This is a genomic window from Flavobacterium akiainvivens (assembly GCF_001278115.1).
In the GTDB taxonomy this organism is placed as follows: domain Bacteria; phylum Bacteroidota; class Bacteroidia; order Flavobacteriales; family Flavobacteriaceae; genus Flavobacterium; species Flavobacterium akiainvivens.
Map to the genome: position 1 here is coordinate 2656531 of NZ_LIYD01000005.1, position 23363 is coordinate 2679893.

The window sequence follows — 23363 nt, forward strand, 5'->3', positions numbered from 1 at the left end:
AGCAACTGAGCTTGTTGTTAAGTGACTTAGCAGCTTTCTTAACCCTTTGTGAAACTTTACGCCTTCTTTGTGCAACTTTGTGAAATAGCCTAACTTTACTCCTCCAAAACTTACCACATGCAACGCATTATACGAATTATGCTCATGGTGGCTACCACCGTGTTTTTAGGCTACCTGGCCGGGCAAATAACCCAAACCAGTGTAGACACCTGGTACCCTACCCTTAACAAACCGGTGTTTACCCCGCCCAACTGGCTTTTTCCTGTAGCGTGGGGGCTGTTGTATTTTATGATGGGCGTTGCCGCCGGCCTGGTGTGGAACCGCATTGAGATGGATGAGGACGACACCAAGAAAGGCCTGCGCTTTTTTGCCATACAGTTTGCCCTTAACCTGGCGTGGAGCTTTTTGTTCTTTTACCTTAAAAATCCACTGTTGGCCTTTATAGAAATCATTATACTGTGGCTTATGATTTATGAAACCTACGCCCAGTTCCGCAAGGTGAGTAAAGTAGCCGCCCTGCTTATGATTCCGTACCTGTTGTGGGTAAGCTACGCACTGGTACTAAACGGCAGTATATGGTGGATGAACAGGTAGCAGGTGGCAAACATTAAACAACCATAAATTGAACTAATTTTAAAATGACTGTTGAAGAACTCCTTTCGCGCTATAGCGCTACAAATACAATTACTGAAGACGATATAGCTGAAATTCAGGATAGCGAAAATTTACGCTGGGATTTATATAATTACATCCTCTTACACAAAAACCGCAATTTCATATTGGCAATACTCCATAAGATGACCAAATTGCGTGCAAAGGTGTGGGAAGAAAACGTATTACCTGTTAATGCAGACAGCATTATGTTTGCATCCTATCTTTTGGGCCTTCACGGTCAGGTAGAAGATTCCCTTGAAATATGGAAAGCAAAAATTACCGACTTTGATACACATTGTGCCGTTGACATAGAGCTTATAGTATTTGCAGGTGTGGATGAAACGTTAACCTATCTTGAAAAACAAGAGCCCATAAACGGATTTGACGCTTTTGAATATGCTACGGGATGTTACAAAGCAGGTAGTTTTGAGGGTCTGGAAAACTATTTTAAACCCGAAAGATTTGTACATGGCTATTATCACTGAAACCTACAACCAAAGCCTTGAGCGCCTGCCCAAAACAGGGCAGCACATAACTGCCCACCAAACCGATGATGAAATTGTGGTATACCAGGCCTACAACCACCGTATTGCCGATTTTGCCGTGCAAAACCAATACCTGGGTGGCGATGCCTTTAGCTACAACCGCATGTCTTGGATTAAGCCCAATTTTTTATGGATGATGTACCGCTGCGGCTGGGCACAAAAAGAAAACCAGGAACGCGTACTGGCACTATGGCTTAAAAAATCTGATTTTGAAAGCATCTTGCAGGAGGCTGTCTTCTCATCATTCAAGGCAGAATACTATGACAGCCATGAGCAGTGGCGTGCCGATTTAGAACAGAAACCCGTTCGCCTGCAGTGGGACCCGGAGCATGACCCTTTTGGCAACAAAATAGAGCGCCGTGCCATTCAGCTGGGCTTAAAGGGCAAAGTACTTGAAAACTTTGGCCGCAAACAGGTAACAAAAATTGAAGATGTAACGGAGTTTGCCAAAGCACAATATACCTACCTGCAATCTAATCCGGTTGAAACACTACAGGTTCCTGTTGAAAATGTATTCCGTACCGGTAATGAGGATTTGAATAAAAGGATTGGGTTGACATTAGACAGATAGCAGATGTAGTTTTCAGACAAGAATAAAAATCCGTGGAAATCCGCTAAATCCGTGTCATCCGCGTTCCATCATACTCTCCACTATACTCTCTGCCGCTATAAACCCGCCCGTCCATGCATTCTGGAAGTTGAAACCGCCTGTAATGGCATCTATATCCAGCACTTCGCCGGTAAAGTAAAGCGTGTCATACAATTTGCTTTGCATGGTTTTAAAGTTGATTTCCTTAAGGCTGATGCCACCTGCCGTAACAAACTCCTCCTTAAAGGTACTTTTGCCGTTAACCGGATATTCGCCACGGGTAAGCTCATTAGCCAGGGCATCGAGCTGTTTTTTATTGAGGTCGGCCCAGCGCGTTTCCGGGGTAATTCCGCTTGCTGTTATCAGGCTTTCCCACAAACGCTTGGGGAAATCAAACGGGCACAGCTTGCCCACCGTTTTCTTGGCGTGTTCCTGTTTTAGCCCTTTCAGTATTTCTTCGCATTCGGCATAATCAACCGTGTTGAGCCAGTTTACCATCAGCGTAAAGCGGTATTGCTTTGCAGCCAGCTCACGCGCTCCCCATGCACTAAGGCGCAGTATACCCGGGCCGCTCATGCCCCAGTGGGTAATCAGCAACGGGCCGCTGGCCTCAAGCTTGCTGCCCTTTACTTTTACTTCAGCCAAAGCCGAAACACCCATAAGGTCTTTTATGCGCGGGTCTTTTATGTTAAAGGTAAAGAGCGATGGCACGGGCTCTACAATGCTATGCCCCAGTTCCTGCACCATGTCCCACATTTTTGGGTTGCTGCCGGTGGCCATAACCAGTATGGGCGATGTAAAGGTTTCGTTTTGAGTTTGTACTTTCCAGTGGCTTTCAGCTTTGTAAATAGATTGTATGCTCTGCCCGGTGAGAATCTGTATACCGTGTTTTTGGGCTGCTGCCAGAAAACAGTCTATTATGGTTTGTGAGCTATCGGTTACGGGGAACATCCTGCCGTCTTCCTCAATTTTGAGTTCCACCCCGTGGCGTTCAAACCACTCAATGGTATCGCCGCTGCAAAAACGGTTGAATGGCCCGCGCAGCTCCTTTTCCCCACGGGGATAGAATTTTACCAAATCATTGGGGATAAAGCACGCATGGGTAACGTTGCACCGCCCCCCGCCCGAAACACGCACCTTGCTCAGCACTTCTTTACCACGTTCTAAAATGGCAATTTTTAGCTTAGGGTTGCGCTCGGCAATATTGATTGCCGTAAAAAAGCCTGCCGCGCCGCCACCGGCTATCAGTACATCATAGTTTTTCATAGCCTTTCGGGGTAATCGCTTATTATGCCGTCTACACCCAGCGCTTTGCATCGGGCAATATCGGCAGGTTCGTTAACCGTCCATGTATAAATTTTGTAACCTGCCTCACGGGCTTTGGTTACGTTGCTTTCGGTCAGAAGCGTATAGTGCGGGTGCAGCGCTACGGCTTTGAACTCATCGGCCCATTCCCATGCCTGGGTAACGCTGGCCTGGGTGAGTATGCCCAGCGGAATATTAGGGTTAATCCTGCTCATGTTTTGCAGTTCTTCCCTTTGGAAGCTGCTTACCACAAAATCGGTATAGGCATAGCCTTTTTCGGCCACATAACGTTCTATAAAATCGCTGACTGGCTGTGCCGTGTGGCGGCCTTTCATTTCAATATTTACCAGGCTTTTTTTACCCACCATATCAAAAACCTCATCTAAAGTTGGTATGGTGTGCCCGCCTTCAACCATAAGGGCTTTCAACTCGTTAAGCGAAAGCTTGTGCACCTCGCCGCTGCCGTTTGTAATGCGGTCTACCGTAAAATCATGAATAACCACCAGCTCTCCGGTAGCACACACGTGTACGTCGAGCTCTACGGCATTACAGCCCATTTGCAGCGCTTTTTCAAACGAGGCAAGGGTATTTTCGGTAACGTGGGCTTTGGCGCCCCTGTGGCCTATTTTGAGCATTTAGACGAGTATTAGCAAGTGTTGTAAACAAGAAAATTTATTTTTCAAATTGTTCGAAGGTCTTTATTAACGTACTCACAGGTGCGTCAGACTTTCCTATGTTTTTCAAATCAAAACGTTCCTTAATTGCTTTCGCAACTGAACTATTAACGACATTCCTTTCGTTATTCTCAAGTAAATCCAAATAATCTTGCATCAATTCTTTATCATTCTGAATGAATAAAAACAGACTGTCTGTTATATCTGCTGTAAATTTATCAATTGCTTTTTGGGTAAATTCGTTAATTTTCATAATTGGTTTATTTTAGGTTATTTACAAATTGTAATACCGCAAAGATACTTTTTTGGCAGCGGTTTGGCAGATTGTTTTACAACCGAACCGCTTTTTTGATATTTTTGAGGTAAGCCAACCTTATAACCCCACTCTTTTGAAGCATATTGCCTTTATAATAATCCTTTCACTTGTTGCCTCGTGTAAAGAAAAGCATGCGGAGTCAGCCAAAAATGATACTGTTGTGGTATATAGTCTTGAAGACTGGTTTAAAAACAAGGATAAAAAAGTAAAGGTGGTAGACACGCTGTGTATTTCTGAAGAAAAGCGGGCACGAGAAGATATTGCCAGCAAAAAGTGGACGTACACTTTTTTATACGGACTGGTAAGCTATGATTACAGCAACACAGAAATGAAAGCCCTGCTTTCTAAACACTCTATTGCTTTGGCACAGGGCGATGTATCGTGCATAAGACCCCCGGAAGGTTTTAGATGGCGCTGCTATGAAAAGCTTATGAACGCTGCCATTGAAGACGAATTTGGCAAAAACTTTATTGATTCGCTACGGCATATTGCCGATGTGAGCTACATTAAAAATCATCCCAAACAGATTTTCAGCTTTTATGAATGCGATACAGAATCAAGGTATTCTGCCGCCAAAAGCTATGATGATTTCCTGAAAATGCCCGAAGATGACTTTATAAAAACGCTAAACTACCCAGGTTTAACTAAAGAACAACAACAAAAATTAAAGGCAAACACAGAAGTTACCTTTATTATCTATAAAAACGGTACTGTAGGGAATATTAGTGTCAGGAGCGATTTCAGTATAGCAAATAACAAAGAATTTGCACGGTATTTTGAAGCCCGGGCCATTGCCTTTGTAAAAAAAGCCAAATGGAAACCCGCACTATACAGAGGCATACCGGTAAACAGCGATATGGACCTCAACTTATACAATAAATAACCTACAACTTGTAAGACAGCCCCACATTGAGGTAAAAAGACGGGTCTGGCTGCGCACTGAATTCATAATCATCAAATGTATTATTGATCTCGGCAATGCGCGATGCCGGTATGTACAGCATCCCGGTTTTTAGTGTACCTATAAAATGTTTAGAAAAACAATGCTCATAGGTTACGCCCGTCATGAGTTCCATTTGGTTAAACATATAGGTTTTACTGCTGCCGTTGTAGCCGCTTATGTAAAAATTGGTGGTGCTAAGCTCTGTTCCTAACGACAGCCTGCCTTCTTTAAACACATCCTTTTTCATAAAAATGCGCTGCGGCAGTATAATATCAAGCACCCAGCCGCTTTTCAGCTTTTTCTCGTAGGTAAAGGTTGGCACTATGGGCACTATCGAACTGGGGTCGATAATACCCAGTAGCCCCAGCGTCATCTTGGTTGTGGCATCAGCCTTTAGCAACAACGTGGCCGATACCATACCCGTTACACGCTCAAAACCATCGTTACCCCCGGTGGGTATAACGCTTGCGCTGTAAATGGCCGTTTTGCCAAAAAGCGTGGAGAACCGTGTAAGGCTAAGCCCTGTGGCATAATAATGCAGGTCTGATTTTGTATCGCCCAGTCCGCCGCCTTCGGTTTCAGAATACATATAATTGTAAAACAGCCCGGCGCTAAATATCCATTTGCGGTTTTTTATAAAATTGATGTTGGCATTCACACGGGTTTGGTGCATCTGGCTTACTTTACCTTCGGGCAGCTTTGTACCGTCTCCCAGCTTAGAACTGTAGTTAAAAGGTGCAACATAGCGCTGCTCTACATTAAACAGCCGCGTAAACGGAAACTTATCGGCCGCCATTTGCAATGCCTTTTGGGGTAGGCTGTCTTTTACCTGCCCATAACCCATAAGGCAGGTAAACACAGCCAGAAACAACAATTTGTATCTGTTCATTGATTGATTGATGATTTTGGTTTACAGCAGCTGTACGCTTGCCGCATTGTAGTTAAGTACAAACACACGGCTACACAATTGCTTTATACGGTGCTTGTCTATAATTCCGTTAAGGCTTTCGCGGCCAGTGCCTGCGCCTGATACATATACAAACCACAGCTCCTTTACACGCTTAAGGCGCTTTAGCCTGCGGGTTTCGCCCAGCATAAGCTTCAGGGCACCTTTGTCTTCACTGCCGTAAAAGCACACACCGGCGGTAATGGCCTCGCTCGATACTATGCTAACCTTGCTAAAAGGGTCTACAAGCTCCAGGTTTCCGGGATACGACTCTTTAAACCGCACCAGGTCGGCAGCCTGCACCATAAGCACTTCCTCCTGTTCTTCGGGCAGGCCCAGCGCCTGTATCTGGCTGGCAAGGCGTATCATTTCGTTTACACACATACTTTCTTTTTTGGGCAAAGAAAAGCCCATAAACAAAACCCTTTTGGTTATTTATACAAACCGCCCATTATTTTATACAAAACCCGTAAAGGGGTGTTTTGTATAATAAAACACAGGTTTTGTACAATTTAACCTCCCCAAGCCACCAAACACACGTACCTTTGTGTTACCTACTACAACTACATGGGCAAGAAGAGCATAAGCGAAAAAAACATAAAGCTGATAAGCATTATTACCGAAAAACGGTATTGGGTATGGCGGCATATTATATTGCTATCGGCCTTTGTAATGCTGCAGCAAAGCGCCCGCGTGCTTTTCCAGATGGATTACCAGGACCAGTTTGAGGGCAATTGCGGCATATACCAGGCGCTGCTACCTTTTGTTATTTTTACCAGCATACTGTATATAAACATTTACCTGCTTATGCCGGTGTTTTTTAAAGGTAAATACATACAATACCTGTGGCTGGTTATTGCCATAGTTATGGCGGGGCTGCTGCTTATGCGTTATGTAGCGGCTACGTTTCTTGACCCTTACCGCATAGTGCCTAAAACAAAAGAAATAAACTCTGCTGCCGAGCTGCTGGCCGCCACCATATTTGTAATACCGATTGTACTGGCCACCAGTACCGCCCGGCTTATGCAAAAGTGGATCAGGGACCGTGAGCGCCTTAACGAGCTGGACAAACTTACGGTAGATATGGAGCTTACAGCCTTAAAAAACCAGATAAACCCGCACTTTTTGTTTAACATGCTCAACAATGTAAACACGCTGGTGCGTACACGCCCCGGAAGTGCATCGGAAGTTATTGTAAAACTATCGGAGTTTTTGCGCTACCAGCTGTATGAAAACGATACCGAAACCACATCGCTCGATAAAGAGTGTGCTTTCCTGTCTAACTTCCTGAACCTGGAAAAAATACGCCGCGATAACTTTAGCTTTACCGTAAACTGCACCACCCCGGGCACTAATGCGGCAACTGTGCTTATACCGCCCAACCTGTTTACCACCTTTGTAGAAAATGCTATTAAGCACAGTGTAGACCTTAGTGGCAAAGAAGCTTATGTAGCCATACAAATTACTGCCGAAGCCCAACAGCTGCATTTTAGCTGTACCAATTCGCAAAGCGAAGACGAGACATGGCGCGACAGCAAAAGTGGCGGGCTTGGCCTTGCCAACATTAAACGCAGGCTGGAACTGCTGTATTGCAACCGCTACAGCCTGGAGTGTAATGATGCCACAACCACCTATACCGTAACCCTAACCCTGCCGTATGAACTGTATTATAGTAGATGATGAGCCGCTGGCACGCGAAGGCCTTGAGGCCCTCCTGGCCGAAGTTAGCGATATTGAGGTATTGGGCCGCTTTTCTAACGCGCCCACAGCACTGGCATTTTTAGAAACCACTTCGCCCGATGTGGTTTTCCTGGATATACAAATGCCCAAGGTTACAGGGCTTGAATTTGCCGCACGGGTACCCGCCACTACTATGATAATTTTTACCACAGCCTACTCTCAGTATGCCCTGCAAAGCTATGAGCTTGATGCCATAGACTACCTGCTGAAGCCCATTGAAAAGCACCGGCTGGAAAAGGCGGTTGCCAAGGCCACCCAGTACAAAACCCTGCTGAGCGACCAAACCGAAAAAAGCGTGGTGGAAGATACCGGCAACGACTTTTTGCTTATTAAGGCCGACAGGCGCTACTACAAGGTTAATTATAACGAAATCCTGTTTATTGAAGGACTTAAGGACTATGTGGTGCTCTACACGCAAAAGCAAAAGCTTATTACCGCCATGAACCTGAAGACCATACAGCAAAAGCTAAACCCGCAGGATTTTATGCGCGTAAGCAAATCCTACATTGTAAATATTAAGGGGGTTGACAGTTTTGACACCCACATACTGTACATTGGCGAACACGAAGTACCCCTTGGCGAGGTATATAAAAACGAATTCTTCAGCCGTTTTCTGGGTAACCAGGGCGAATAAAAAAAGGTTGCCCGAGGGCAACCTTCTATATCAGTTTCTTCAAGAATTACTGGGTTAGTATCCAGTACTGCCAGCCTTCTGCCTCTATTTTCTGTTTGTCTTTAAAGGTAACTTTTTCACCCGTCATGTAATTGGTAAACGTACCATCTACCGGTATATTAAAAGTTATAGGCTGCTTGCTTAAGTTAGCCACATAAATTACCTTTTTACCATCTTTTTCGCGCTCAAATGCAAGAACAGACTCTGTATCGCTTGTATACAGCAACTTAAACGATGCCGGTTTCTTACCGCCGTTTAGGGCAGGGTTTTCGTTTTTAAGTTTGCCCAGCTTTTCATACACGGCAAACATTTTGCCTGCGTTTTTATCAATAGGGTCCTGCTCAAAGAATTTAAGGCGTTTTTTAACGTCATATTCCTGTCCGGTGTAAATAAGCGGCATGCCCGGCATAACATAGGTAAGCGCGGCAAAAGCTTCAGCACCTCCATCAAGGCGTTCGTATTCGGTACCGTTCCAGGCGTTTTCGTCGTGGTTAGAGGTAAAGTTCATAAAAATGTCATCAGCCTCATACTTACCCGGCCTTTCGGCAAGGAACTTCTTCAAATCCACCACTTGCTTTTTACCCTTAGCCACATCGTTCATCAGGTGGTGTGCCACCCAGCCGTAGCCCATATCAAACTGGCCTTTCAGTAGGTATTCCTTGTCTGATTCCATAAGCATGAATACGGGCTTTACTTCTTTCAATTTTGGTATGGCGTAGTTCCAGAATTCGGTAGGCACGTTATCGGCCACATCACAACGGAAACCGTCTATGCCCTGCTCCTTAACCCAGTACAGCATTTCGTTTGTCATGGGCTCATAGAGCGTCTTGCTTTTGTAGTCAAGGTGGGCCACATCAGTCCAGCCCCATGGCTCGCCGGTTTCGGGGTTAAGCGGGTCGGTTACCTCACCTTTTTTGTTTTTCTCGTAATACTCCGGGTGCTCGGTAATCCATTTGTGGTCCCACCCGGTGTGGTTGGCCACCCAGTCCAGTATTACATACATGCCGTTATCGTGTGCGGTTTTAACCAGCTTTTGAAAATCCTCCAGCGTACCCAAATCAGGGTTAATGGCCGTATAATCAGTAATGGCGTAGTAGCTGCCCAGGTATTTTTTCTTTTCGGCCGGGTCGGTAATATCTTCGATAGACTTATCTGCCGTGGCCTTCCTGCGCTTCATAGAAATGGGGTACACCGGCATAAGCCATACTACCTTAACGCCGAGTTCCTTCAGCTTGGGGATGTCTTTGGTAAATTCGTTAAACGTGCCTTCCGGCGAATAGTTACGGATGTTTGCCTCATAAATCACGGCATTTTCCATCGTGGCATCGCTAACGGGTGCAATGGTAGCCTCCGGTTTTGCCGAAGTCTCCTCTGTTTTCTTATCGTCCTTACAGCCGGTGGCAAGTAGTGCCAATGCCATAAGGGTTGTTAGTGTTTTTTTCATATCAAGGTTTGGTTATAGCTTTATTAGAAACTGTCGCGACAACGTAACGACAATTTACAACTTATTTCAGTTCCAGCACCAGTACACTTTTACCCTCAAGGGTAATGTCTTTGGTAACATCTATGCTTTTGCCCGTAAGCACATCGCTACCTGATGCAAACCCGTTAAGGCGTTCGGCAAAGCGGGCAGTGCCAAAAGTTTTGCTGTCGGCAGCATTGTTTACCACCACCATTACGGTTTCTTTATCGTTATAACGGAAATACACATACACATTATCCTGTGGCAGGTAGTGCATGGTTTTACCGGTGTGTATTACTTCTTTGCTTTTCCTCCAGGTAAACAGCTTAGACGTTACATCAAAATATTGCTGCTGCTCCTTAGTGCGGCCTGCTTTGGTAAAGGCGTTGTTGCTGTCGCCTGCCCATCCGCCGGGGAAGTCGTGGCGAATGTCGCCGTCGCCCTTGCCTTTGTCACCTGCCATACCAATTTCTGAACCGTAATACAACTGCGGTATACCCCTAACGGTGGCTACTATAGCCATGGCCATTTGGTATTTTTTAAAGTCGCCGCCGTAGTTTTGGTTAATGCGGTTTGTATCGTGGTTTTCGGCAAACACCAATATGCTGTTGATATTCGGGTAAAGGAAATCATTTGTAAAGTTGTTGTACACCTTTTGCATGCCGTTATCCCAACCCGACTGGTCGTCGTTAAAGCTCCATTGCAGCGCATCATATAGCGCGAAATCCATCACACTCGGCAGGTTAGAGTTATAGCTTTCTATAGCGCCTACCTTGCTGTCTTTTTGCCAATAGGCCATGTGCACGGGGTTTTGCATCCACACCTCGCCTACAATGTTAAAGTACGGGTACTCATCGGTAATGGCTTTGGTCCATTTGGCAATGCCTTCCTTATCATTGTAAGAATAAGTATCTACGCGGAAACCGTCAAGGTCGGCATACTCAATCCACCAGATGGCGTTTTGGGTCAGGTACTTTAGCACAAGAGGGTTGCTTTGGTTCAGGTCGGGCATAGAAGGCACAAACCAGCCATCTACACATTGGCGTTTGTCGGCAGCCGAAGCATTAGGGTCAAACTGCGTGGTCATGCGGTAGTTGCTTTGCGAATAGCCCGGAAACTGGTGCACCCACTCATACGTAGGCAGGTCTTTATACATCCAGTGCTCGGCACCCCAGTGGTTGGTAACATAGTCCAGCACCAGCTTCATATCACGCTTTTTCAGTTCAGCCGAAAGGCGCAGGTAGTCTTCATTAGTGCCGTAGCGCGGGTCTATTTTATACACATCGCTCTGGCCGTAACCGTGGTATGAGCCGCGTTTGTCGTTATCCTCGCACAACGGTGTAGCCCAAACGGCGGTAGCGCCCAGCTCTTTTATATAATCAAGGTTTTTGATAATGCCCTCAATATCGCCACCGTGGCGGCCGTTGGCATTTTCGCGGTTTACCTTTTCGTTAGTGTCTTTAGTTGAATCGTTATTGGGGTTGCCGTTTGCAAAGCGGTCGGGCATCAAGAGGTACATCATATCTGCCGAGGTATAGCTTTCGCGCGTGGCTGAACCCTCTTTACGCGTTTTCATCTCGTATTTTTGTGTAAAAGCAACTTTATCCTTGCTGTTTTTAAACGAAAACGTAAGTTGCTGCGCCGGTACGTTCTTGGTATCTATGGTAACAAAAACATAGTTGGGGTTTTCGGTTTTTACCACATTGGTAATTACCACACCGTTGCTTACCGATGGCGTGTACTGCGCAATGTTTTTGCCGTAGAACATTACCTGAAACTCCGGGTTGTGCATGCCTGCCCACCAAAATGGCGGTTCTACCTTATCGGCCTGTGCAAAGGCGATTGTTGTGAATAGTAATAAAAGTAATTTTTTCATTTGTTGTTTGTTTATTAATAGCCACGAATTACACAAATTGGCGCCAATAAATTAGTGAGATTCGTGCAATTCGCGGCTTAAAAAGTACACGAAAAGTTAGTGAAATTCGTGTAATTAGTGGCTTAAAACCTACACCGTTACCAGCTCATTGGGCTGTACGGTAACTTCTTTGCCGTTTACCACTACTTTAAGCTGGCGGCCGCCCTCAAGGCTAAAGCGTGTTTCGCCCGGGTGAACCGATACCTTAAGCACCTGGTTGCGGAAGTTTATTTTAAAGCTATAGCCCTGCCACTGCTCCGGGATCCTTGGCTCAAAGTGCAGCGTGTCGTTTTTAACGCGCATACCGCCAAAGCCTTCTACAATGCTCATCCACGTGCCCGCCATACTGGTTATGTGCAGGCCTTCTTCCACCTCTTTGTTATAATCGTCAAGGTCAAGGCGCGAGGTGCGCAGGTAGAACGTATAGGCCTGCTCCATCCTGCCCAGGGTAGCAGCCTGTATAGAGTGCACGCACGGCGAAAGGCTGCTTTCGTGTACCGTTAGCGGCTCATAGAAATCAAAATGCTTTTCAAGCTGTGCCTTGCTAAAGTGGTCTTCAAAGAAGTAGAAGCCCTGTAGCACGTCGGCCTGCTTGATGTATGGCGAACGCAGTATCCTGTCCCAGCTCCACTTTTGGTTAATGGGGCGGTTAGCGCGGTCCAGCTGGCTTACAGGAATCAGCTCCTTATCAAGGAAACCATCCTGCTGCAGGTATACGCCAAACTCATCGCTATACGGCAGGTACATGTTGTCGGCCACTTTTTGCCACTGGCGCACCTCGGCGGCATCCAGGCTGGTTATGCCCATGATGCGCTCGTGGTCAGCCGTAAACTCATCTTTAACACGTGCAATTTGCGCTACGGCATAGTCTATACACCACTTTGCAATGTAGTTGGTATAGAAGTTATTGTTTATGTTATTCTCATACTCGTTAGGCCCCGTTACGCCAAGTATCATGTACTTGTTTTTGTGAGACGAGAACGTAGCCCTTTGGTGCCAGAAACGCGCAATACCAATTAGCACCTCAAGCCCTTTTTCAGGGATGTAGCTGTAATCTCCGGTAAAGCGGTAGTAGTTGTAAATGGCGAATGCAATGGCCCCGTTACGGTGAATTTCCTCAAAGGTAATTTCCCACTCGTTGTGGCACTCCTCGCCGTTCATGGTAACCATTGGGTATAGCGCCGCACCGTTTGTAAAGCCCAGCTTGCCTGCGTTTTCTATAGCGCGGCCCAGCTGATTGTGGCGATAGGTTAACAGGTTGCGTGCCACCTGCTGGTCTTTGGTAGCCATGTAGAACGGAATGCAGTAGGCCTCGGTGTCCCAGTAAGTAGAGCCGCCGTATTTTTCGCCGGTAAAGCCTTTAGGGCCTATATTTAGCCTTGGGTCTTTACCCAGATAGGTCTGGTTAAGCTGGAATATGTTGAAACGGATACCCTGCTGCGCCTTAACGTCGCCCTCAATGGTAATATCGGCCATTTCCCATATGCCTGCCCATGCCTGTTTTTGCTCTTCAAGAAGGGCATCATACCCTTTGGCTTTCGCCGAAGCTATATTGGCCTTGGCAGCATTTATAAGCTCAGCCTCGGCATGGTTGGTTGATACGGTATACCCGCCAAATTTCACTATGGCAGCCGTATCGTTTATATTGGCCTCTATGGTGTAAGACAGGCTTACTTTCTTATCGGTTTTCTCAGCATCGCCGGGCAGTACCTGTACATCTGTACCATTAAGCAAAATGCTGTTGTGCATAAAGGTGGTAGCGGTAAAATGCGTTTTAAAGGTACGCGCCGTTACAAAGCCTTCGTTGCTGCCGTATTCTGCGCCCAGGGCTTCCCAAAAGGTTTCCTCCCAGTTGGCATCCATATTTTTAACGCCTGAGTCTACATAAGGTTCAAACGTAATTTGTGCACTGCGGTTAAGTGGCGTTACCTCATACTTAATAACCCCAAGCTCATCCTGCACCAGGCTCAGGAAACGCGTAACGTTAACCTTAACCTCAGCGCCGTTTTGCAATGTGGCCTCAAACGAACGGTTGTACCAGCCCTCCTGCATGTTAAGCTCGCGCTTAAAGTTGCGCACTTCACACTTCGCCAGGTCAAGCGCCTCGCCGTTTATAAGTACGTTAATGCCAATCCAGTTAGGTGCGTTAAGTACCTTTGCAAAATATTCGGGGTAGCCGTTTTTCCACCAGCCCACTTTTGTTTTGTCCGGATAATAAACCCCCGCTATATAGCTGCCCTGAAACGTGTGGCCGCTGTAAAACTCTTCAAAATTGGCACGCTGGCCCATGGCGCCGTTGCCTATGCTGAACAGGCTTTCAGACGAGCGCACCCTTTCGGCATCAAATCCTTCTTCTATTATGCTCCAGCTGTTTGGAACGATGTAATCCTGGTTCATTATTGTTGGTTAACTAAAGTTTGTAAAAAATCAGTTGCTATTTCTGTAAAGTCGTTAAAGTTGTACTGTGCCTCGTGCAGTATGGCCCTGCTGCCTATGCCCACACTAACCATGTTTGCAATGTTGGCGGCCTGTATGCCTGCCACGCTGTCTTCAAACACAATGCTGTCTTTTGCAACGGCACCAAGAAGCTCGGCTGCGCGCAAAAACACTTCGGGGTCGGGTTTGGCGTTGGTAACGTCGTTGCCGTCTACAATGGCTTCGAAATAATGCAGTATGCCTACCTTTTCTAATATGGGGCGGGCGTTTTTGCTGGCCGAGCCCAGTGCAATACGCTGTCCGTTGTTTTTAAGCCATTGCAATACCACCTCAACACCGGGCAAAATTTCGTCTGCCTCCATGTTGGTAATGTAGTTTAGGTAGTCTTCGTTCTTTTCCACAAGCCACTTGTCTTTCTGTTCCTGGGTGGCCTTAATATTGCCTACGCCAAGGATAATTTCAAGCGAGCGCACGCGGCTTACACCTTTTAGTAACTCGTTATGCTCGTGTGTAAATTCAAAACCCAGGCTGTCGGCTATTTTTTTCCACGCCAGGTAGTGGTACTTGGCCGTGTCTACAATAACCCCATCGAGGTCGAAAATAAAAGCTTTCTGTTTCATTGATTATGTTGATTGATTGATGTATTCCTAAATAACTTCGTCAGTATCTTTTACGCGGGTTACAAACAACGCCGCAATAAGAAACGAAACACCACTTGTAACAAGGGCAAAAATAGGATTACCGCCGTACAGGTATTTAACAATAGGGCCGCCAATAATGGCATTTACAATTTGGGGTATTACTACAAAAAAGTTGAAGATGCCCATGTATACGCCCATCTTCCTGGCGGGGATAGCCCCGGTAAGTATAGCATAAGGTGTAGCGAGTATACTTGCCCATGCTACGCCCACAGCCATCATGCTGGCAATAAGCCAGGTTGGGTTAGGCACAAAGTAGATGGAAATAAGCCCAAGGCCACCAATGATAAGCGCAAGCATGTGTGTTTTTTTACGGCCTATTTTAAGGGCAATAGCCGGGATAAAAAACGCAATAATAGCCGACACAAGATTATATACACCAAAAATGATACCCGTCCAGTCGCCTGCCTGTGTGTAAAGTGCATTTTCGGCAGCGGTAAACTCTGACACTTCTTTTAGTGGAGTGCCATAAATGTGGTGGGCAATGGCCGGGGTAGTATATACCCACATGCCAAAAAGGCCAAACCAGCTAAAAAACTGTACCCAGCTAAGCTGGCGCATGGTTTTAGGCATTTGTGCAAAATCTGTAAAGATGTTCCAGATGCTGTGCTGCTCTTCTTTAAGTATGGGTGCACCGCTTTCGGCCTGGGCGGCTTCGAAGGCGGCAACTTCCTGCGGGGTGTATTCTTTAGTTGTGGTAATGGTAATTAATACCGCCACTACAATGCTAACAGCACCAATAATAAAAGAGAGGATTACATGATAGGGAATCTGGCCCTTTACATCTTCATGCGGCACATTAAACCAGTTTGCCAGGGCATAAGGAAGCCATGAGCCAATTACAGCTCCTATGCCTATTAATGCAGTCTGTACGCTAAAGCCCAATGTGCGCTGGTCTGACGGAAGTATATCTGCCACAAGCGCACGGAAAGGCTCCATGGCAATGTTAAACGAGGCATCCATAATCATAAGGAAACCGGCACCTATCCATAATGCAGGCATTAAGGCTGTAAGCGCACCGGCCTGAGGCATAAACACAAGGCCAAGGGCAGCAAGCAGCGACCCCACAAGAAAATAAGGCTTGCGGCGGCCAAAGCGTGTCCACGTCCTGTCGGAATAATGCCCGATGATAGGCTGTACAATAAGCCCCATGAGTGGAGGTATGATCCAGAACCACGAAAGGGTATGCACATCTGCACCAAATGTTTGGAGTATTCTGCTGGCGTTTGCATTTTGAAGTGCAAACCCCATCTGGATTCCAAGATACCCGAAACTCATGTTCCAGATTTCCCAGAAACCTAATTTACGCTTTTCCATTATCGTATTTTACTAAATTATAAAACGATAAGCGCGTATGGCTTATCAAAACTTATTGGGTGAAGTGAAGTGTATAAGCTTTGATAATCAGTAACAAAGATATTGGTTTTTTAATATGAATATTATTTCGCCGTTACTTTTTTTCTACAGTAAATTAATCTTTAAGTTTTTCAATCTTTTAATCTTCAATTAATTACACAAAACTACAACGTTGGCGTAGATTCCCGTAAAACCAGCTCAGTTTCAATTAGCTGGGTGGTGTACTGCTCGTTTTCATCATCAAGCTCCAGGCGGTCAATCAGCATTTTTGCGGCCTTGCCCCCCATGCGGGCGCCGTTTTGGCTCACCGTGGTAATACTCGGGCTGCTGTATTGCGATATAATACCATCAGTAAAACCTATAACGCTAAGATCTTCGGGCACGCGGATGCCTATTTTATTGGCCTGCTTGATACAGGTAACAGCAAAAAGCTCGTTAACTGCAAAAATGGCTTTTGGCCTCTGGCTTTCCAGCAGGGCGGCAATAGGCTCTTCGCAGTGGTCTATATCTTCAATCTTAACTATAAGTTCGTCGCGCACGGGTATATTGTGGTCGTTTAGGGCGTTAATGTAGCCGTCTGTACGCAGTTTGCCCACACTAACATAGTCTACCGTGGTTACAAGGGCAATTTCCTTAAAATCAAGCCCTACGAGGTAGTCTACCGCTTCATAAGCGGCCATTTGGTCGTCTATGATAACCTTATCGCACAGCACATCGTTAGTAATACGGTCAAACAGCACTACGGGCATACCCTGGTTTATAACCTCCTGTATGTGGTGAAAGTCCTTTTTTTGCTGGGTTTCCTTGCTGAGCGACATGATAAAACCATCGGTACTGCCGGTGGCCAGCATTTCCATGTTTATTACCTCTTTATCAAACGATTCGTTGCTAAGGCACACAATTACGTTATAGCCCATTTCGTTTGCCACCTGCTCTATACCGCTGATTACGGTTGCAAAAAAGTGGTGCACAATTTCGGGTATTATAATGCCTATGGTCTTGGTTTTTTTGTTTTTAAGGCTAAGGGCTATGTTGTTTGGCTTGTAGTTGTACAGTTTTGCAAAAGCCTGCACCTTTAGGCGGGTGTCTTCGCTTATTTCATGGCTGTCTCTTAGCGACTTAGAAACAGTTGAAATGGATACGTCAAGTTCTTTTGCAATTTGCTTTAAAGTGACCTTTCTTTTCATCAAAACGGTAAAAATTATCGATTTGCCAATAAAGGTAATTTTTATTTTCGAATAACAGGAATTTTCTGCGGTTGAATTACCTAAAAATCAAAAGTTTTCAACACGACAACGTTGTAGTAACAGTGTATTTACGAAAACGTTTTTTTGTGATGGTATTTTAGATAATTTTAACCTTTGAAGTGAGTGTGTAAGCATTTTTTAAACGTATTTTAAGCGTAATTTAACCTAAACAACTTGTATGAAAACTATGTATCAAAAACTATTACTGTTGTTGTTACTCATGCCGTTAGGCGCCTTTGCACAGGGCACCGTGAGCGGTATTGTACACGACAACACCACCGGCGAGCCTTTGGCCGGGGTTAATGTAATTGTAGAGGGCACCACTAACGGCACTTCAACCGATATAGACGGTAAGTATACCCTATCTAACGTTAAGAGTGGCGATAAGCTGGTTTTTAGCTTTATAGGCTACACAGATATTACTGAGACCTACACAGGCCAGCCTGTTAACGTTAGCCTTAGCGAAAACGCCACAGAGCTTGAGCAGCTTGTAATTATTGGTTATGGTACTGCCAAGAAAAAAGATGCAACAGGTTCTGTAACCAGCGTTACCACTAAAGACTTTAACAAAGGCGCCATTGTAACGGCCGAAAACATGATTAACGGTAAAGTAGCCGGTGTTAGCATTAACACAAGCGGCGCTCCGGGTTCTGGCTCGCAAATCAGGATTAGGGGTGGTTCATCTTTATCTGCTTCTAACGACCCGCTTATTGTTATAGACGGGCTTCCTGTTACAAACAATACCGGTATAGGCTCTACATCTGCCCTGGCAGCTATAAACCCTAACGATATTGAAAGCTTTACCGTACTAAAAGATGCTTCTGCAACTGCTATTTACGGTTCAAGGGCATCTAACGGTGTAATTATTATTACCACTAAAAAAGGCGGCAAAGACCTTAAAGTAAACTATAAAATGACCTACGGCCGCGGCTGGGCTTATGACAAAATTGATGTTTTTGGCGCAGACGAATACCGTAATATTATAGGCACTTACAGGCCGGATGAAGTGAACCAACTGGGCACTGCAAATACTGACTGGCAGGATGCCATATACAGGAAAACCGACTTTGTAGACAACAACGCGTCGCTTACCGGCAACCTTTTTGGCTTTATGCCGGCACGCCTTTCACTGGGCAATACCTATCAGGAAGGTTTAAGGCTTACCAACAAGTTTAACAGAAGTACGGTAGCCGTTGCGCTTAACCCGTCTTTCTTTGAAGACCACCTTAAGCTTACCCTAAACGCTAACTATGCAAATGAAAAGAACCGTTTTGCCGATGGTGTAGAAGGTGCTGCTATACGTTTTGACCCTACACAGCCTGTAATGGACCCGGAGTCTCCGTTTGACGGCTTTTTTGAATACTACAGCATAAATGGCGCAGGCAACCCTGAAGTAGCGCAAATTGCACCACGCAACCCTGTTGCACAGCTGCTGCAAACACAGGATAACGGTAAAAACGACCGCTTTTTTGGTAATTTCCAGGTAGACTACCGTTTTCATTTTCTTGAAGACCTAAAAGCTACGGTAAACTTAGGTTTTGACGAGGCTACCGGCACCAGGACACGCTATGTGCCAACTACTGCCGCTTCGGCGCCAAGCAACAACAACGTGCCTTTTGGTACAGATGAGTACAGCACCAGGACACTGCGCAACAAACTGCTTGACACTTACCTTAACTACAACAAAACATTTGGTAAGGTTAATATAGATGCTACTGCGGGTTATTCTTACCAAAAATTTGAGGAAGAAAGCTTTTACCAGGGTAACCTTAACAACCCTACCCTGCCACCTAACTTTCCTGAGACAGATAAGGTTACAGATAACGTACTTATAGGTTTCTTTGGCCGTGCCAACTTTAGCTTTAACGACAAATACCTTGTTACGCTATCTTACAGGAGAGACGGCTCATCGCGCTTTAGCGAAGAAAACCGTTGGGGTAATTTCCCTGCGGCGGCTTTTGCCTGGAAACTAAGGGAAGAATTTTTTAGCGAATCGCAAACCATTGACGACCTTAAACTACGCCTGGGCTACGGTATTACCGGCCAGCAGGAACTGGGTAACGATGCCCGTAACTTTTACCTGCAGCAGTATACAACAGGTAGCGGAGACAGCCAGTACTTCTTTGGCCCTAACCCACTGCCTATAGGTGTACCTAACGCTTATAACACTAAACTTAAATGGGAAGAAACCACTACTTACAACGCCGGTATAGACTATGCCTTGTTTAACAACAGGATATCTGGTGCGGTAGATGTGTTTTATAAAAAGACTACAGACCTTCTTGCGGTAGTTGCTTTTCCTGATGGTTCTAACTTTTCTAACAGGGGTTTCCAGAATATTGGAGACTTTAGTACAAAGGGTGTAGAATTCCTTATTAAAGGCGATGTTGTAAGGGGTAACGACTTTAACTGGGATGTTAACTTTAACTTCACCAAGTTTGAAAGAAGGATAGACGAGCTTGCTTTTGGCCAGGATATAGAACTGGGTGGCACAGGTGCCGGTACCGGCAGCAACGTGCAGCTATACCGCGAGGGTGTTACACCAAACGCATTTTATGTATACAAGCAGCTTTATGATACTGCCGGCGCTCCTATAGAAGGCGCTTATGCCGACCTTAACGGAGACGGTATTATAAACGGCGATGACCGCTATGTATACAAAAACCCTGACCCGGACGCTACATTTGGCTTTGCAAGTAACATGACTTACAAAAACTGGGATTTCTCATTTAACATGAGGGCCAGCGTGGGCAACAGGATTTTTAACGGTGTAAATGCCGGTAACGCACAGCTAAACCTGCTTCGCAATGGCGTGCTGGGCAACATACCGTCTAATGTAACATCTACAGGCTTTACTACTACTGCCGATGTTGTACTATCTGACATTTATATTGAAAACGGTTCATTCTTAAGGATGGATAACATAAGCCTGGGCTACACGTTCCAGAACTGGTTAGACGGCAAGGCACAGGTAAGGCTGTTTACAGGTATTCAAAATGCCTTTATAATTACTGAATATAGCGGCCTTGACCCCGAAATTACTAACGATGGCCGCGACCAGACCATTTACCCAAGGCAAAGGCAGTTTCTATTTGGTGTAAACGTAAACTTCTAAAAAAACAACTATGAAAAATATAAAATACAGCCTACTGTACATTTTGGGCCTCTTTGCACTAAACTCGTGCACAAGCGACCTTGATGTGCAACCGGAAGATGATGACATCTTTACGGCAGATAATTTTTACAGGCAGCCGGGCGCATACAAGCAGGCACTTGCCGGTGTATATGGCAACCTGAGCCTTACAGGCCCTAACGGTGCGGGCAACTCTTTACTACAGGGTGTAGATGCCGGTACCAGCAACTACGGCCGATGCCTGTGGTACATGCAAACCCTTACTACAGACGAGGCTATATGGACCTATGAAAACGATGCCGGTGTGCGCGAAATGCAACGCATTACCTGGAATGCAGACAACCCACTTGTACTGGGCATGTTTAGCCGCCTTATGGTAGAGGTAGCCCTGGCTAACGAATACCTTAAGCAATCTGCTCCTGAGCTTGTAGCCTCAAGGGGTATTAGTGATACCGAAGCGGCAGATATTGCCACATACCGCGAAGAGGTGCGCACACTAAGGGCGCTGGTATACTACAACCTTCTTGACCTTTTTGGAAAAGCGCCTATGGTAACCGAAAATGACCCGGTTAACTTTCAGGGGCCGGAGTATAGCGCACAACAGCTTTATGACTTTGTAGAAAGCGAGCTTAATGCGGTATTGCCTAACCTTAAGCCAGCCCGTACTAACGAGTATGGCCGTGTAGACCAGGGTGTGGCTAACATGATACTGGCCAAGCTGTACCTTAATGCACAAATATATACAGGCACAGCCAGGTATAGCGAGTGTGCTGCAAAGTGTGAAGAAATAATAGGTGCTGGCTACACACTAAACGCAAACTACCTGTTTAACTTTAATGCAGATAACCAAATATCGCCGGAGGTGATATTTACGCTGCAAAGCGATGGTAACGTAACCCAAAACTATGGCCCTACCACAACCATGATAAACGGCCAGGTAGGCTCTATAGAACAAAATGGTGTACAGTTTGGCGTAGGTGCTGCTGCATGGGGTGGCGCTATAAGGCTAAGGCAGCAGTTTGCCGAAAAGTTTAATGGCGGCGATTTTATTAACGATGCCAGGAATACCATTATAACTGCCGAGAGGAGCCCTGAAATTACAAACATTGCAAACCCGGACCAGGGTTATATACTTGGCAAATGGTCTAACATATCTTCTACAGGTGTTGTGGGCCCTAACTCTACATTTGTAAATACAGATTTCCCGCTGTTTCGCCTTGCAGACGTGTACTTAATGTATGCTGAGTGTGCCGCAAGGGGAGCAACAGGTGCTACAACATCTCAGGCTGTTACTTATGTAAACGCACTAAGGCAGCGCGCCCACGGCGGTGGCACACAGGGCAATATAAACCCGGGTGAACTGACGCTTGATTTTATTCTTGATGAGCGTGCGCGCGAACTGCACTGGGAAGCACACCGCCGCCAGGACCTTATCCGTTTTGGAAGGTTTACAGGTGGTAATTATAACTGGGCATGGAAAGGTAACAGCGCAAACGGTGTTTCAATACCGGGCTTCTACTCTATTTTCCCTATACCTACAGCCTCACTGGCATCTAACCCTAACTTAACCCAAAACACAGGATACTAACCAAAATTTAAAATTAAAGATGAAAAAAATATATAAATATTTTGTTGCCGCCGCCATCTTTACCGGCCTGGCATCATGCGAAGATGAGCAAGACCTTATGCTTGTAAACCCGGTTGGCTCGTTTGAAATTACATCGCCTGAAAGCGGCACCCCGGTAGTACTTACTGCCGAAACAGCCACTAACCCGGCGCTTACCGTTACCTGGCAGGATATGGACTACACCACCCCTACAGAGGTTACCTATGTAGTACAAATAGCCGGAGACGAAGCTTTTACAGCGCCTGTAAACGCTGCAACCACTACCGAAAACGCATCGAGCGTTTCAACCCTTGCCCTTAATAACATTGCTATAAACGCAGGTATAGAGCCGGGCACACAGGGCACACTTTATGTAAGGGTAAAATCTACCGTAGGCACACAGGGCGCTATGGAGGCTTTTTCTAACACCATTACATACATGGTTACACCATACCTTGCTTCTGTGCCGCTACAGGACCTGTTCCTTGTGGGCGATGCGCTTGAGTCTGGCTGGAACAACAACAATAATAACGTACCTATGTTCCGCGATGTAGAAAACCAGGACCTTTACTACTTTACAGGCTACTTTAACGCAGGCGCGTTTAAAATACTTACTGTAAAAGGCAGCTGGCACCCACAATACGGCATGACATCTGAAGGTGTTCTTGGCGTAAGCGGTGCAGATGGCAGCAACGAGGCACAAAATATTCCTATTACTACAGCCGGTTACTATACTATAGAGGTTAACACAGATGCCATGACATATTCTGTTACTGCATTTGATGCCAGCGCTGCGCCTACCTACACTACAATAGGTGTTATAGGTACTGCAACACCGGGCCAGTGGGATAGCGATACAGATATGACTGCTACTACTGTTAACCCTCACCTGTGGCATATAGCCGGTTTTGAAGCTACAGACGGCGAACTTAAATTCCGTGAAGGAAATGGCTGGACTAACAGCTGGGGTAGCGATACCTTCCCATCTGGGCAGGGCGCAAATTCTAACGACCCTAACGTGCCAATGTCTGCCGGTACGTATGATATATGGTTTAACGACCTTGACGGACGATACATTTTTATCTTCTAAAAACATAAATACTAAAAGGGCTGCTTGTCAGCCCT

20 protein-coding genes are annotated in these 23363 nt (G+C 45.7%); 9 read left to right on the plus strand and 11 right to left on the minus strand.

Features of this window, described 5'->3' with window-relative positions; genetic code table 11:
- Positions 1–117 precede the first annotated feature (117 nt).
- From AM279_RS12020 to AM279_RS12030, 3 genes are read left to right on the plus strand one after another with little or no spacing between them, the layout of a single operon-like run.
- Positions 118–594 carry a TspO/MBR family protein gene (locus tag AM279_RS12020; protein WP_054408281.1) on the plus strand — a complete coding sequence of 159 codons (477 nt, stop codon included), beginning with the start codon at positions 118–120 and terminating at the stop codon, positions 592–594.
- Between the two features lie 44 nt (positions 595–638).
- A complete protein-coding gene (locus tag AM279_RS12025) occupies positions 639–1139 on the plus strand; it encodes a hypothetical protein (protein WP_054408282.1) in 501 nt (166 codons plus the stop codon).
- Entirely contained in the window at positions 1123–1770 is a 648-nt protein-coding gene (locus tag AM279_RS12030) for a DUF4291 domain-containing protein (protein ID WP_054408283.1), read from the plus strand. The genes AM279_RS12025 and AM279_RS12030 overlap by 17 nt, the downstream gene beginning before the upstream one ends.
- Positions 1771–1824: 54 nt before the next feature.
- On the opposite strand, the gene AM279_RS12035 is transcribed toward AM279_RS12030, so the two are convergent.
- The 3 genes from AM279_RS12035 to AM279_RS12045 are packed head-to-tail and all read right to left on the minus strand — an operon-like array spanning position 1825 to position 4020.
- Positions 1825–3054, minus strand: a complete 1230-nt coding sequence (locus AM279_RS12035; protein ID WP_054408284.1) for a BaiN/RdsA family NAD(P)/FAD-dependent oxidoreductase — start codon at positions 3052–3054, stop codon at positions 1825–1827.
- Positions 3051–3728 carry a glycerophosphodiester phosphodiesterase gene (locus AM279_RS12040; RefSeq protein WP_054408285.1) on the minus strand — a complete coding sequence of 226 codons (678 nt, stop codon included), beginning with the start codon at positions 3726–3728 and terminating at the stop codon, positions 3051–3053. Before AM279_RS12040 ends, AM279_RS12035 begins: the two co-directional genes overlap by 4 nt.
- A 37-nt stretch (positions 3729–3765) precedes the next feature.
- Positions 3766–4020, minus strand: coding sequence for a hypothetical protein (locus tag AM279_RS12045; RefSeq protein ID WP_054408286.1), 255 nt, complete (start codon positions 4018–4020; stop codon positions 3766–3768).
- 136 nt (positions 4021–4156) lie between these two features.
- Here AM279_RS12045 and AM279_RS12050 point away from each other — a divergent pair, with 136 nt between their 5' ends.
- Positions 4157–4966 carry an energy transducer TonB gene (locus tag AM279_RS12050; protein WP_143090432.1) on the plus strand — a complete coding sequence of 270 codons (810 nt, stop codon included), beginning with the start codon at positions 4157–4159 and terminating at the stop codon, positions 4964–4966.
- Between the two features lies 1 nt (position 4967).
- Here the strand turns inward: AM279_RS12050 and AM279_RS12055 are convergent, their stop codons facing one another.
- Together AM279_RS12055 and AM279_RS12060 are read right to left on the minus strand one after the other, a co-directional pair.
- Positions 4968–5915: a hypothetical protein gene (locus AM279_RS12055; protein ID WP_074961657.1), complete on the minus strand. Its 948-nt coding sequence runs from the start codon at positions 5913–5915 to the stop codon at positions 4968–4970.
- A 21-nt stretch (positions 5916–5936) separates the two neighbouring features.
- Positions 5937–6356 carry a hypothetical protein gene (locus tag AM279_RS12060; RefSeq protein WP_143090433.1) on the minus strand — a complete coding sequence of 140 codons (420 nt, stop codon included), beginning with the start codon at positions 6354–6356 and terminating at the stop codon, positions 5937–5939.
- Between the two features lie 183 nt (positions 6357–6539).
- On the opposite strand from AM279_RS12060, the gene AM279_RS12065 reads away from it, so the two are divergent.
- Together AM279_RS12065 and AM279_RS12070 are read left to right on the plus strand one after the other, a co-directional pair.
- Positions 6540–7652, plus strand: a complete 1113-nt coding sequence (locus AM279_RS12065; protein WP_054408290.1) for a sensor histidine kinase — start codon at positions 6540–6542, stop codon at positions 7650–7652.
- Positions 7630–8346, plus strand: coding sequence for a LytR/AlgR family response regulator transcription factor (locus AM279_RS12070; protein ID WP_054408291.1), 717 nt, complete (start codon positions 7630–7632; stop codon positions 8344–8346). Before AM279_RS12065 ends, AM279_RS12070 begins: the two co-directional genes overlap by 23 nt.
- 46 nt (positions 8347–8392) lie before the next feature.
- Here the strand turns inward: AM279_RS12070 and AM279_RS12075 are convergent, their stop codons facing one another.
- The 6 genes from AM279_RS12075 to AM279_RS12100 form a co-directional block, all read right to left on the minus strand.
- Positions 8393–9829 (minus strand): alpha-amylase family glycosyl hydrolase, encoded by a 1437-nt coding sequence (locus AM279_RS12075; protein WP_054408292.1) that lies wholly within the window; start codon positions 9827–9829, stop codon positions 8393–8395.
- A gap of 61 nt (positions 9830–9890) precedes the next feature.
- Positions 9891–11723: a glycoside hydrolase family 13 protein gene (locus AM279_RS12080; RefSeq protein ID WP_054408293.1), complete on the minus strand. Its 1833-nt coding sequence runs from the start codon at positions 11721–11723 to the stop codon at positions 9891–9893.
- A gap of 129 nt (positions 11724–11852) precedes the next feature.
- Complete coding sequence (locus tag AM279_RS12085) at positions 11853–14159, minus strand: glycoside hydrolase family 65 protein (protein ID WP_054408294.1); 2307 nt, start codon at positions 14157–14159, stop codon at positions 11853–11855.
- Positions 14159–14818 (minus strand): beta-phosphoglucomutase, encoded by a 660-nt coding sequence (pgmB, locus tag AM279_RS12090; protein WP_054408295.1) that lies wholly within the window; start codon positions 14816–14818, stop codon positions 14159–14161. The genes AM279_RS12085 and pgmB overlap by 1 nt, the downstream gene beginning before the upstream one ends.
- Before the next feature lie 27 nt (positions 14819–14845).
- The gene (locus tag AM279_RS12095; protein WP_054408296.1) at positions 14846–16213 is read right to left on the minus strand and encodes an MFS transporter; all 1368 of its coding nucleotides are present in this window, start codon (positions 16211–16213) and stop codon (positions 14846–14848) included.
- 203 nt (positions 16214–16416) lie between these two features.
- Complete coding sequence (locus tag AM279_RS12100; RefSeq protein WP_054408297.1) at positions 16417–17439, minus strand: LacI family DNA-binding transcriptional regulator; 1023 nt, start codon at positions 17437–17439, stop codon at positions 16417–16419.
- A 238-nt stretch (positions 17440–17677) separates the two neighbouring features.
- On the opposite strand from AM279_RS12100, the gene AM279_RS12105 reads away from it, so the two are divergent.
- Genes AM279_RS12105 through AM279_RS12115 form a run of 3 tightly spaced genes read left to right on the plus strand, consistent with a single transcriptional unit; the run spans position 17678 to position 23328 of the window.
- The gene (locus AM279_RS12105; protein ID WP_054408298.1) at positions 17678–20614 is read left to right on the plus strand and encodes a SusC/RagA family TonB-linked outer membrane protein; all 2937 of its coding nucleotides are present in this window, start codon (positions 17678–17680) and stop codon (positions 20612–20614) included.
- Positions 20615–20624: 10 nt separating this feature from the next.
- Entirely contained in the window at positions 20625–22220 is a 1596-nt protein-coding gene (locus tag AM279_RS12110) for a RagB/SusD family nutrient uptake outer membrane protein (protein ID WP_054408299.1), read from the plus strand.
- Positions 22221–22239: 19 nt separating this feature from the next.
- Positions 22240–23328 (plus strand): SusE domain-containing protein, encoded by a 1089-nt coding sequence (locus AM279_RS12115; protein ID WP_054408300.1) that lies wholly within the window; start codon positions 22240–22242, stop codon positions 23326–23328.
- Positions 23329–23363 lie beyond the last annotated feature (35 nt).